The organism is Rhodoblastus sp., assembly GCF_019449565.1.
Classification (GTDB): domain Bacteria; phylum Pseudomonadota; class Alphaproteobacteria; order Rhizobiales; family Beijerinckiaceae; genus Rhodoblastus.
On the sequence record NZ_JAGRPM010000080.1, the window covers coordinates 1 to 12,240 of the forward strand.

Consider the following 12,240-nt stretch of genomic DNA (forward strand, 5'->3'; position numbering starts at 1 on the left):
CGCCTGCAATGTTTTCGCCTGCTCGTCAGGGCCGAACCGGTCGGCGTTCCGGCCGGCGAATTGGCGCGGCTCCTCGGCGTGCCGCAAAACACGCTTTCAGCGCATCTTTCAATCATGTCCAACGCTGGCCTGGTGCGGGGTGAACGCCAAAGTCGCTCGATCATCTACCGTGCGGACCTGTCTCGTTTCCGCGAGCTTGTCCTATTTCTCCTCAAGGATTGCTGCGGCGGGCGTGCCGATTTCTGCGCGTCGCTGATCGCCGACCTCGCCCCCTGCTGCCCGCCCGAGGCTCCCGCTCATGGCTGATCGCGTCTTCAACGTCCTGTTTCTCTGCACCGGCAACACCGCCCGGTCGATCCTGGCCGAGAAAATTCTCGCCAAGGACGGCGCCGGAAAATTCCGCGCCTTTTCCGCCGGCAGCCAGCCCAAGGGAATGGTCAATCCGTTCGCTCTCAGGGTTCTGACGGCGGCGAGCTATCCGACCGACGGCGCCCGTTCGAAAAGCTGGGACGAATTCGCCGGCGCCGACGCCCCGAAAATGGATTTCGTTTTCACCGTCTGCGACAACGCCGCAGGCGAGGCCTGCCCGTTCTGGCCGGGTGAGCCGATCAAGGCGCATTGGGGAATTGAAGATCCCGCCGCGGTCGAAGGAAGCGAATTCGACAAGGAACGGGCCTTCTTCACGGCCTTCCACCATATGAAAGACCGCATCTCGGCCTTCCTTGCCCTGCCGATCCAAAGCCTGGATCGGGCGTCGCTGACTCAAAGCCTGCAGGCGATCGGTCAGATGGAAGGCGCAACTTTCGTCCAGGCGCTGGCCTGAACCGGCGCCGCATCCGTCAGTCGGGTCGCCCAGGCGACCGTGGAGTCCCTTCATGTCCACTTTTGAACGCTATCTGACCCTCTGGGTCTTTCTCTGTATCGTCGCGGGCGTTGCGTTGGGCCATTTCTTTCCCGGCGTTTTTCATATCGTCGGATCGGCTGAAATCGCCAAGGTCAATCTGCCGGTGGCGGGGCTGATCTGGCTGATGATCATTCCGATGCTGGTGAAAATCGATTTCGCGGCGCTGTCGCAGGTAGCGGAACATTGGCGCGGCATTGGTGTGACCCTGTTCATCAATTGGGCGGTGAAGCCGTTCTCGATGGCGCTGCTCGGCTGGCTGTTCATCGGCTGGCTGTTCCGGGCGCATCTGCCCGCCGACCAGATCGACAGTTACATCGCCGGCCTGATCCTGCTCGCCGCCGCGCCCTGCACCGCCATGGTCTTCGTCTGGAGCAATTTGTCCAATGGCGAGCCGCATTTCACACTGAGCCAGGTGGCGTTGAACGACGTGATCATGGTGGTCGCCTTCGCCCCCATCGTCGGCCTGTTGCTCGGCCTGTCGGCGATCACCGTGCCATGGCAGACGTTGATGCTTTCGGTGGCCCTTTACATCGTCGTTCCAGTCTTTGTCGCGCAATTTATCCGCCGGGCGGTCCTCGCGCGCGGCGGCCAGCCCGCTCTCGACGCATTGCTCGCGACATTGCAGCCTCTGTCGCTCGTCGCCCTCCTAACGACGCTGGTGCTGTTGTTCGGGTTTCAAGGCGAGCAAATTCTTGCCCAACCGCTGGTCATCGCCATGCTGGCGGTTCCGATCCTCATCCAGGTCTATTTCAACGCGGCCCTGGCTTATCTCCTGAACCGGGTGACCGGCGAGGCGCATTGTGTCGCCGCCCCCTCGGCCCTGATCGGCGCCAGCAATTTCTTCGAACTGGCCGTCGCCGCCGCGATCAGCCTGTTCGGTTTCCATTCGGGCGCTGCCCTGGCGACCGTGGTAGGAGTCCTGATCGAGGTGCCGGTTATGTTGACGGTGGTCAAGATCGTCAATGCCACACGCGGCTGGTACGAGTCCGGCTCCGCAGTCCAGCGGCGGGTCGCCGCCGATGGCGTCAAGGAGAAGGCCGTTGTCCGAAACGCATGATGTCGTCATTCATCATAACCCGGATTGCGGCACGTCGCGCAACGTGCTGGCGATCATCGAAGCAGCGGGCTATAGGCCGACCGTGATCGAATTTCTGAAAACGGGTTGGACAAAGCCGCAGCTTTTCGGCCTGTTCGCCGCTGCGGGATTGACGCCGCGCAAGGCTTTGCGGACGACGAAATCGCCGGCGGCGGAGCTTGGCTTGCTCGACCCTCTGGTTCCTGATGAAGCGCTGCTCGACGCCATGGTCGAACATCCGGTCCTCGTCAACCGGCCGATCGTCTGCACGCCGAAAGGCGTCAAGCTCTGCCGTCCGAGCGAGACCGTACTCGATCTTCTTGATCGTCTGCCACCCGGCCCGTTGTGCAAGGAAGACGGCCAATTACTTATCAACGCGGAGGGCCGCCGGGTTGGTTGATCACGCGGATTCCAATCCCAATCTCGACGAGGCCTATTTCAAGCCAGTCGACGAGCAAAGCCTGCTCAACGCCCCGCGAGAAAAACACGCGCCGCGCATCCTGCTGCTTTACGGCTCGTTGCGAAAACGTTCGTTCAGCCGCCTGCTGGCGGAAGAGGCCGCGCGCATCCTGCGTCGTTTCGGCGCGGAGACGCGCATGTTCAACCCCAGCGGTCTGCCTTTGCCTGACGACGCCGAGGCGGATCACCCCAGAGTCGCCGAACTGCGCGATCTCGTGATGTGGTCGGAAGGCATGGTCTGGTGTTCGCCGGAGCGCCATGGCGCTATGACGGCGGTCATGAAGGCGCAGATCGATTGGATTCCGCTGACGTTGGGCGCAGTCCGGCCTTCCCAGGGCAAGACCCTGGCGGTCATGCAGGTTTGCGGCGGCTCGCAATCGTTCAACGCCGTCAACCAGATGCGCATCCTCGGACGCTGGATGCGGCTGATCACCATCCCCAACCAGTCATCGGTGGCGAAAGCCTTCATGGAGTTCGACGACCACGACCGGATGAAGCCCTCCCCCTATTACGACCGCGTTGTCGACGTGATGGAGGAACTGGTCAAGTTCACGCTGCTGACGCGCGGTTGCTCCGACTATCTCGTCGATCGCTATTCCGAGCGCAAGGAAAGCGCCGCGGAACTGTCGAAACGGGTTAATCAGCGCTCAATTTGACCGCAGTTTCCAGATGTCGCCGTTAAGCATTGGGCGGCGTTGATGGGCGGAGGAGTCCTCTCTGTTCTTGATTGAGCGCAGGCAATGGCAGCTTTCCACCATAAACGCGGATGGGTTCATCCAACGCCGCACTTCCGGTCCTGGCGCCATGTTGCCATTGCCGGAAATGTCGGAAATGCGTGCTTTCCGAGGATTCCCGTCGTCTCCGCTTTTGTAACGGCTTGGCGGGCGGCTATCGAAATGGAGTCGTGTTTTGGATCTGTTCTTTTTCTGCTAAGGTATTCGGATGGAAGTGAAACGAACGGAATTATCTTTGATGCGCGAATGGGCGCAGCGCTATCTCGATATCGTGAGTCACGATTACCAAGAGAGATCGCGCAATATCCTGGTGGCCGTCGCACAAATGGATCACGAACAGCGGCTGGTGGAGCTGCGTGAGCATTCTCGGCAGGCAAGCATTTTTGCGGCGCTCAATTATTGGGCTGCCGATCGCGGCCGGGCTGTCCAATATTCCGACGAAATCGATTCCTCGCTCATCGCCGACGGATTCGATGAGCAAATGCGATCTAAATTCCGCCAGAGGTTGGAAAATGGCTACGCTCGAGAGGTTTATAGTCCGGGAAGTTCGGCCGTCTTTTTACCTTCGGGTGATTTCCTGAAATACTTGACAGTCGCAGCGGGCCGAGAGCCAATCGCCGATTTGACCGAGCAGCTTTGCCGAATATTCGCCCGTTATCGCGAAAAGCTCGAAACCAAGGCGGCTGAGACGTTTGAGATTGCATCAAAAGATTTGCCACAAGCGCTACGAAATATTAGCGCCGTCGCTCCCGTTTCTCGCGAGCTCTACGAGGAGCGGCTCGGCGAAGCCCCGTTCGCCATCGCCGACGCAATAAGGGCCAACGATTTCAGGGTGGAAGTTGGCGCGGACGGCAACTTCGAGATTCTGCGAGGCCGAATTGATCCCGGCGCCGTGCCTCCCTTCCCGCCGCCAGTGGTGGAGACGTCATCGGGGATCGTTGAAGACGAGGATTATTCGATTTCTGGTTGGATGGACCGGTGGATCGCCCTGCATGACTGGAAGCTCGAAAAGCATGGCGAGAAATCGATTTGCCGAACCGCCAACCAATATCGGGACTTGGCCAAGCGGCTTATTGCGACGGTCGGGGTAGATGATGTGAGACGCCTTCGCGGAACGCAGACGATCGATGAACTGATTGCGTTGTCGCAGCGATTGCCGAAAACGATCGGCAAATCATCACGCAACCGCAACCTGACAGTCGATCAGTCCATAGCGGAAGCAGAGGCAAAAGCAGCTCCCTGCGGTCGTGCGCCCAAAACCTTGAAGCGGATGAAGACGCAAGCGCGCGCATTCCTGGCCTTTGTGGAGTCGGGCCTGGCCGCCGGTGGGTGACCTTCAACGTGATTTTAATTTGTCGTGGAGGTAATTGAGATCGCGATATGTGAAATAGGGAAAATCCGCACAGAATTCTTTTGCTCGGTCCGGATGGGCGCGCGCCCAACGTTTTAGGCCCGCGATGTTCGCCGCGCGGTCCGCAAATTTCGATTTCTGGGCGAATTGGAAGCAATCGGCGGCCATGCCGAAGACCTTCTCGTTGTGGGTGGTGATCATGGTCGATGCCAAACGACGAAGGTGCGGGGTCGGCAGGCTATTGGGATCGAATTCCCCTGTTGGATTGGGTTTGTCCGACGGCTTCTCCTGAACATGGTCGGATTTCGGGACGAAGCGGTCCTTGGGAGGCTTGCGGCCGGCATCGCCGGAAACAGACGTTTCCGTCTCGGTTACCAGAAGCTCGCTGCTTTTCGGAATTGTTTCGGCAATAGGAGACGCCGTCGTCCGACCACTGCGCAGCGAAGCGTCGCGAGCCGTCGGTACTCCACCAGCGAGCTGGATGGTGGGTTTGTTCGCAGGGGGCGTTCTCGCAGATTTTGCCAGCAGGTCGCTCTGGATGTGTTGGGTGTTGGTTTTTGATGGATCGAGCCCCCCGCCGACGATGTTCACCACGGATTTTGGCGGCATAGCGGTTGGCGACGCCGGCGGCGCCGAAACGGGATCAAAGAAGTCGGCCAGCGCGACCTGGTGTCGCGCAGACCAAGCGCGAAGGCGAGCGATCGCCAGCATCGTAGGGGCAATGACCGCCGATGGTCCCCCTGATCCTGCGCCAGGTTGAACGAAAGATGCTCGAGCGTTCTCCAATGCGTCGCCCAGCGCAGCGGTGTTATCGATCGCCCAATGTTTCAATCGCGCGATCACGAATTGCCGCTGCGCGAACGCTCGGCCAATAGCATTTTGATCAGCTCTTGGTTCGCCGCGTTCTGCCGGTTGATGAAGCCGAGCATGCTGATGATCTGGGCGTTGGCGTCGGCTATCCCCTTGAGAATATCCATCAAGACGTTCAGGGGATCCGCTTGATCGCTTTCCGGGGTCATCAGTTCCAACAGCTTCTGGGAGTTCTGGGCGGCTTGCGCCGAGAATTCGTGCGCTTGGGTGGCCTCGTTGAGAATTTGCGGCGCTATGTTCCGTGGCTGACCGCTGGCCGGTGGTGTGGATGGTGACGTTGTCATAATTGATGCCTTCCTTTTTGATTGCTTCGTAAGTGGTTTGAGTTTGTGGGTTTTTTTCCTTTGACGGTTTCTCCCCTTTCTCAATGGAACTTGATTCAGGGCGCGCCTGCTCGGCGGTAATCGCGTCAAGGTTGGGCGCGACCGTGGAAACCGGCCTGGTTGGAGCTTCCGCTTCGATGTTGGCCGTGCTCGCGGTGTGCGCTGCGCGCATGAAATCGCTCAGTAGGGGCAGTTGGCGACGGCGGTGACGCATCCGGACATCGATCTCGTTTCGAAGTCTGCTTTTGATCGCTTTCAGTTTCCCGAGTTTGGCGTCGACAGCTAAATCGGCGAGGGCGTTCCAAAGTGCGGCGATTGGAGAGCGATAGCCAAAAAATCCGCGCACCAGCTTTCGACGCCTTTTCGCCATGGCGACGATCGCCTGGAACTCTTCGTCAGCAGCCTGATGGATCAAGGCATGCTCGGCGCGGCGGTCGGTTTCGATCCGCGCGTTGTGCGCCTTGGCTTCGGACAGTTCTTTCTTGAACGCCTGATAGGCTTTTTCACGATCGAATCCGCCGCTGATTCGGTTTTGCTTTTTCGCGCGACGCGCGATCTCCGCCCGCATCGGCGGCAATTCCGGGGCGGCTGGTTGGCCTCGCTGGCGCCGCGGCGCCTCATAAATTAATCCCGGCGGTGGGGGTCCCATCGCGGGAAACACAAAGCCGTCGATCGAGCCTTTGCGCCCTACTATGCTGGGCAGTCCCCATTTTTCCGACGCCGCTCTGCCGATTTTGCTCAGCGCACATCTGCGGTCCGGATTGTCGCGATCGAGGACAATCATGCCGCAGGACAACGCCGGTTTCCTGCCCTTGGTTCTGGCGGCGAACGCCAATCGGTAACCGCGCGAAAAGAAGGCTTCTTCAAACGCCACCCAATCGGATCGTTGTCGCGCTTCGATGATCGCCGAGCGCAACCCGTCGTCTGCGCGGAGTTCTTCAATGAGCACATCGTCTCCCGTCGCCGCCTTCAGGCCGCGCGCGGTTTCGGAGATGGGCTCGGGCGCATCGGGGCTTCGTACGGCCAGCGCAGGGCCATAGCGCTCCCCGGAAAGAGTATTGAACCGCCCAGGCACGGGTGTCAGGCCAAATTCAAGAGAGACTTGCGCGGCGGCGCGTTCGCAGGTGGCGAAATCAAAACTGTCGAGACTTTTGGCGACGCGTCCGTCCACGCCGATCCGGCTAACCATCATATGAAGCTCGCCATGCCGATCGGTTCGAAGATGTGTTGGCTCGAGAGAGTGATCGACCATGACGACCTGATGTGCCGCCAAACCAAGGACCTCGAGGAAGCGCTCGGCCATTGCTGCGCGAACATCTGGTTCCGGGCGCTCGGCAGCGCTGAATGCAAGGATCAAGTGGCCAACCGCATGCTGGATGCGGTTGGATCTCGACGCGTTGGCCCTCATCTCGGCAACCGCGGTTCGAAGCGATCCAAGATTAAAAATTCTGATCGCTTCAGCGGGCAAATCCCGCCCCACTGACAGGAGATAGGCCAGGAGGCCTTTGAAATAATTTCCCTTGATCGAGCGCGCGATCAATTCAGGCCTCGTCGAGCAGTGTGCGGATCGCCTCCGAGGCCTCCTCGGCAAGCGCGAGAATTCGCGCGCGGCCGGTTTCCATGCCGCCGACGTCAACGCCGTTCGCGCGTTTGACGGCAAGCGCAAAAAGGCCACCCGCCTTGCGCGCGTCGCTGGCGATGGCGCCCAGCGCCACCACCACTTCGGCGCGGCGGCGGAACTGGTCTTCATTACGCATCGAAGACAGGCCGAAATCGGATGCGCAGAAACGCGTGACCGCCGTGGCGATCACTTCGCTCGCTGACAGTCCAAGATAGGTGGCTTTTTCTTGAAGCGAGATTGAGACCTCGGGAGCAACCCGGGCGCCGATGAATTTCGTCTTCTTGGACATGGATTTCCTCCCTGCGTAGATGGGAAAGCGAGGGAACCGAGAGACCAGCTACGCCAGTCCCAAAGGGGCCCGGCAGGACTTGTGTTTAACAAGTCCATTGCTGGCTACCACCAAACTCTTTGTATATGCCTCTTCTTATCTCGTATTACAGAAATTAAGTCAAGCGAAAAGCTATAGTTGTTGCGCTGTGTGGATTGAACTACTTTAAAAAATGTGAGATTATTGTTGATGAGCGTTTTTAAATCAGCTCGACATCAGCATTTTAATGCAACGGAGGCAGGTAATGGCCAGAATGAAAGCAACGAACAAAGCCATCGAAATCGATATCGGCCGTCTCGGCGAATCTCTGGAGAAGTTGAAAACGGCGCCGTTGACGCATGTGATATTGTCGGCCATTCCGGACTCCGTCCTGGAGCAGTTCAGGCCTGTTTTGGAAGCCGGCCTGTCCGACCCCCAAATCATTGCGGTGCTCTCTCAAGATCAGGTGGCAGCGTCGGCGGATCTCGCTTTGCTCGTCCCACGGGTGCGGGTGATCTGCGATGCGGTCAAAGCGACAAGCGCGAAAAAGACCGTGCCTAAAGGCACAAGGCAGGGCCAATCGAAGTCTTCGCGCGGCTATGAGACGGGACAGCTTTGATCCTATTTCATCGAGGCCGCGGGGTTTTGCTTACAGGGCAAAAAAGGGGGCGCGGATGCGTCCCCTTTTCGTATCTGCAGGCGTTTTTGCTCGAGATAGTGGACCGGTTGATTACGAGCCCGTTCGCAAAAGAGAGCCTTTTTCGTCGGCCCTGGCCGGTCCATGCGGAAACAGCGTCGCGACCGACCGAATTCTCGCGAAATACCGCGCAAATTTCTCCAATCGCTGACGCGTTCCGATGTCCGTGCTTCGCCACATGCGGCCCAGTTCGGCTATGGCGGCAGGAACTGAAAGCCACGGAACGTCGCCGTCCGCCTCCATTCGCGTCATTTGCCACGCGACGAGTTCGCGGCGTGCATCTTCTGGGAGGAGTTCGGGATGCTCCGCGAAAATGAGACGGGTCGCCAATTCCCTCAATCGGGGATCGTCGAGAAATCGCGCAAGGGCAGGGCGTTGTTCCCACGGAATCTGATGGAACTGTGCGCAACGCCCCGCATCACGGTTTCCGATGAAGGATTCGTAAATGCGGTCTTCAACGAAGGTGGCTTTGGGGCGATCCTCAAATTCACGCCGCAGTATTCGAATGATGCGTCGGCGAAAATCCTCGTTCCGGGCGATCGCATTCGCTCTCCGCAATAATTCGCATTCGGATGGGTCGTTGGAACCATCCCCGGAGGGCGAAGATCCGAGGGGCAGGATAATTGGAAACCCGTTAGCGCGCACGGTTCGGATGACTTTGAGTGGCCCAAATGCGAACTCCGCCAACGCGTCGTCCGGCAGGCGAAAGAATTGTTCTGGATCGTAAGCCAGATCGAACAGGAACATGGCGCTCCGGTCGTCGTCGGGCGACCCGATGAATGTGACGTGTTTGGAAATGCGGTTTCTGCCGAAAACTGCCGACCATTGGAAAACGGGGTTGTCCTTCACGAAGCCGATGACAAAATTCTTGTCGGCGTTCTGCATCATCCGGGAATAGAGCGCCGGGGCGAGATCTCGCATCTTTTGCATCAGCTGGATGGTCGCCTTGCTATCCGCCATTGCGTCATGCGCCGAGGCTTCGGTCAGATCGATGCCATTTGCGCGCGCTAATTCCCCGAGACGGAATGAGCCGCTTTCGTTTAATTTGAGCGCGCCAGGAGCATGAATCGCCACTGCTTGCGCCATGGTCAGAACATCGGCGCGGCGATTGCCGTTGATCTGGGTGAGATAGATCGGGTGGAGGGTCTGATAAAAAGCCTGACGCAACATGATCTCGTCAAACTTCAAGGAATTGTAGCCGCAGAAGACAGACGGGCTCCAATCTGCGAATTTCTGATGGACGGCGCGGACGAGCTCATAGTGAGACAGCGGGGCGCGCTCGAGATCCTCTGGGTCAAAATCGGTGACAAGCAAGGCGCCGGGCGAAGGGATCTGGTAACTCAAGCGGCGGCAACGCAGATCGAACCGCTCCTGATCAATCGTCTCCAGGTCGCTATCGGTCCTGACCGCCGCAATCTGCAGGATCTGGTCGTAACCTCTCAGTGTTCCTGTCGTTTCGACATCGTAAAATACATGGCAAGTTTTCACGGGATTTTCTCCAACTGGCTGGACGAAAACCCTTTTTTCGACTTTCCCCTTTCATCGTTCCGGGCTGACCCATGCCCCAACCATTTGTGCCCGACATCGGGCCCGTCACATTGCCAAGACTCAGGTCCCAATCTAAATTCAGAGCGGTCGGACCAACGCTCTGCCAACGCCTAATGCGGGGCATCGACCCTAAATTGGAGATCTGGATGCGCATGACCGCCGATCGTGGTGAGATGGCGGCAAATTTGGCGGAGCCGGTTGTTTGACAAATGAGGCCTTTGCACGCGTCAAGATCGACCAGCTTCTGAAGGACGCGGACTGGCGGCTGACCGACGGCCTGAGCGTTCGCTTCGAATATCCACTCGATGATGGTGGTAAGGCGGACTATGCGCTGTTCGACCGCCAGGGCCGGGCGCTCGCGGTGTTGGAGGCCAAGAGCACCAGCGTCAGCCTCGCCGCCGGCGAACCGCAAGGCCGCCGTTACGCCGAGCAATTGGGCGTTCCGTTCATTTTTCTGTCGAATGGCGAGGAGGTCTGGTTCTGTGACAAGAGCCAGGACGCGCATTTTCGGCTCATAGAAACTATCTTCAGCCAGGACGATCTCATTCGGCGGACGGCGGCGCGTGAAATCCGCCGAAATCTGCTCGATGTTCCGATCGACACCAGGATCGCCGGCGGCGACGGCCGCTATCACCAAACCGCCTGCATTGATGCCGTGAGCCGGGAGATCGTCCACGGCCGCCGTAAAATGCTCGTGGAAATGGCGACCGGCACGGGCAAGACGCGGACCGCGGCCGCATTAATGAAACGACTGTTCGAAGCGAACTGGGCGACGCGCGCCTTGTTCGTTGTCGACCGCAACACCCTCGCCATTCAGGCCGAAGACGCCTTCGCCGAACATTTGCCACACCTTCCCTGTTTTCGTGTACCCAGAACGGGGCGACGCTTTCAGGACGAGAAGCGGATCACGATCGTGACCCTGCAAACGCTGGTCAACGAATATGCCAATTACTCCTCCGGATATTTCGACACCATCATCATCGACGAATGCCATCGCAGCATTTACGGGCAATGGCGGCGGGCCCTGGATCATTTCGACGGCGTCAAGATCGGGCTGACCGCCACGCCGTGCGTCATGCGGGATGCTCCAGGAGTCGATGATGATGATCGGGTGGCGATCCGCGACACCCTGCGCTTCTTCGAGGTCGATCGTCCGACCTATAGCTACAGCATGGCCGAGGCCATCGCCGACGGCCACCTGGTTCCCTACGAGATCTATCGCGCCATGACGGCGCGAACTGCGGCCACCGAGGGATTCGCCGTCGCCCGGAACGAAATCGACTGGGATGCGCTGGACGACGACACCCGGGCCGAATTGGAAGCTTTATTCGCCGAAAGCGATCCCCTGATCGTCGATCCCACCGTGCTTGAGCGCAAATTCACGATTCCAGAGCGCAATCGCGCCATGGTGCGCGAATTCCGCGATGTTCTGGAAAATGGCTACAACGGCCCCCACGGCGCCCGCCGGGCGCCCGAGCCAGGCAAGACGATTGTCTTTGCCGTCACCAAGCGCCACGCGGAAACGTTGGCGCGCATGTTCGACGAGGTTTTCGCCGACAAGAAGCCAAGCCCAACGACGCGCTATGCGGATTTCGTCGTCTCTGGCCAGGGGCCCGACGACACCATCGATGGGCAGGCCAAGATCAAGCGCTTCAAGAAGGAGCCGTTCCCACAGATCCTCGTCAGCGTGAACATGCTCGACACCGGCTTCGATTGTCCCGAAATCCGCAATCTGGTGATGGCGCGCTTCACCCACAGCACTATCCTCTACCAGCAGATGCGTGGTCGCGGCACGCGCCAAGCGCCGGGCAAGGACCGTTTTACGATGTGGGATTTCACCGGCGTCACCCTTCGTCATGGTGATGATGAGAGCCCGGGAGAGGGTGGTGCGGTTGTCGTGCGCCCGGCGCTGAAGCCGAGCGGAGTCACCCGCAAGATGCTCACGCTGGACGTTCACGACGAGATTGATCCTGCGACCCGGGAATGGGTCACGATCGACGAAAACGGCAACGCCTTCATGGACGTTGATGAGGCGCGCGCCGAACATCTGGGCGCCGGCTTCGAGACCTGGCTCGACGGTCAGAACTTCAATTCCGATCAATTGCGCCTGCTGCACCTCATCAAGGAGCAGATCAAGGCCAACGCGGCCGAGTTCAACGCCTTTGAGAGCTGGCGCTTCGATCTGCCGCCTCTGTCGATGAACGGCGGCTTCGAACGCGCCCGCGCCGATTTCGGCGGCGAGGCCGAGCTTGAACGCGTGTTGCGTTCGATGAACAATGCGGTCTTTGGCGATTCCCCGCCGGATGAGTCAGACGATGCCCCGACGCGTTCGGACAAGCCTCTGAATTGAA

General features: G+C 59.2%; 11 protein-coding genes. 8 read left to right on the plus strand and 3 right to left on the minus strand.

What is annotated here, in order from left to right; genetic code table 11:
• From QZ409_RS17375 to QZ409_RS17400, 6 genes are all read left to right on the plus strand, one after another.
• The coding region (locus tag QZ409_RS17375) for a metalloregulator ArsR/SmtB family transcription factor (protein ID WP_296713787.1) at window positions 1-306 on the plus strand (306 nt) is incomplete at its 5' end.
• Window positions 299-823 carry an arsenate reductase ArsC gene (locus QZ409_RS17380; protein ID WP_296713788.1) on the plus strand — a complete coding sequence of 175 codons (525 nt, stop codon included), beginning with the start codon at window positions 299-301 and terminating at the stop codon, window positions 821-823. The genes QZ409_RS17375 and QZ409_RS17380, both read left to right, overlap by 8 nt.
• Before the next feature lie 52 nt (window positions 824-875).
• On the plus strand, window positions 876-1,961 hold the full coding sequence (gene arsB / locus QZ409_RS17385; protein WP_296713793.1) for an ACR3 family arsenite efflux transporter: 1,086 nt from the start codon (window positions 876-878) through the stop codon (window positions 1,959-1,961).
• Complete coding sequence (gene arsC, locus QZ409_RS17390; protein WP_296713795.1) at window positions 1,945-2,379, plus strand: arsenate reductase (glutaredoxin); 435 nt, start codon at window positions 1,945-1,947, stop codon at window positions 2,377-2,379. The genes arsB and arsC overlap by 17 nt, the downstream gene beginning before the upstream one ends.
• A complete protein-coding gene (arsH, locus tag QZ409_RS17395) occupies window positions 2,372-3,094 on the plus strand; it encodes an arsenical resistance protein ArsH (protein WP_296713797.1) in 723 nt (240 codons plus the stop codon). The genes arsC and arsH overlap by 8 nt, the downstream gene beginning before the upstream one ends.
• Before the next feature lie 286 nt (window positions 3,095-3,380).
• Window positions 3,381-4,505, plus strand: coding sequence for a hypothetical protein (locus QZ409_RS17400; protein ID WP_296713800.1), 1,125 nt, complete (start codon window positions 3,381-3,383; stop codon window positions 4,503-4,505).
• Window positions 4,506-4,508: 3 nt separating this feature from the next.
• Here QZ409_RS17400 and QZ409_RS17405 read toward each other — a convergent pair whose 3' ends face one another.
• Together QZ409_RS17405 and QZ409_RS17410 are read right to left on the minus strand one after the other, a co-directional pair.
• Window positions 4,509-7,256 carry a relaxase/mobilization nuclease domain-containing protein gene (locus QZ409_RS17405; RefSeq protein ID WP_296713801.1) on the minus strand — a complete coding sequence of 916 codons (2,748 nt, stop codon included), beginning with the start codon at window positions 7,254-7,256 and terminating at the stop codon, window positions 4,509-4,511.
• Between the two features lies 1 nt (window position 7,257).
• Window positions 7,258-7,626 (minus strand): hypothetical protein, encoded by a 369-nt coding sequence (locus QZ409_RS17410; protein ID WP_296713802.1) that lies wholly within the window; start codon window positions 7,624-7,626, stop codon window positions 7,258-7,260.
• A gap of 283 nt (window positions 7,627-7,909) precedes the next feature.
• Between QZ409_RS17410 and QZ409_RS17415 the strand changes: the two genes are divergently transcribed.
• Window positions 7,910-8,263: a hypothetical protein gene (locus tag QZ409_RS17415; RefSeq protein WP_296713803.1), complete on the plus strand. Its 354-nt coding sequence runs from the start codon at window positions 7,910-7,912 to the stop codon at window positions 8,261-8,263.
• A gap of 111 nt (window positions 8,264-8,374) precedes the next feature.
• Here the strand turns inward: QZ409_RS17415 and QZ409_RS17420 are convergent, their stop codons facing one another.
• Entirely contained in the window at window positions 8,375-9,829 is a 1,455-nt protein-coding gene (locus QZ409_RS17420) for an exonuclease domain-containing protein (RefSeq protein WP_296713806.1), read from the minus strand.
• A 262-nt stretch (window positions 9,830-10,091) separates the two neighbouring features.
• On the opposite strand from QZ409_RS17420, the gene QZ409_RS17425 reads away from it, so the two are divergent.
• Complete coding sequence (locus QZ409_RS17425) at window positions 10,092-12,239, plus strand: DEAD/DEAH box helicase family protein (protein WP_296713808.1); 2,148 nt, start codon at window positions 10,092-10,094, stop codon at window positions 12,237-12,239.
• Window position 12,240: the final 1 nt, after the last annotated feature.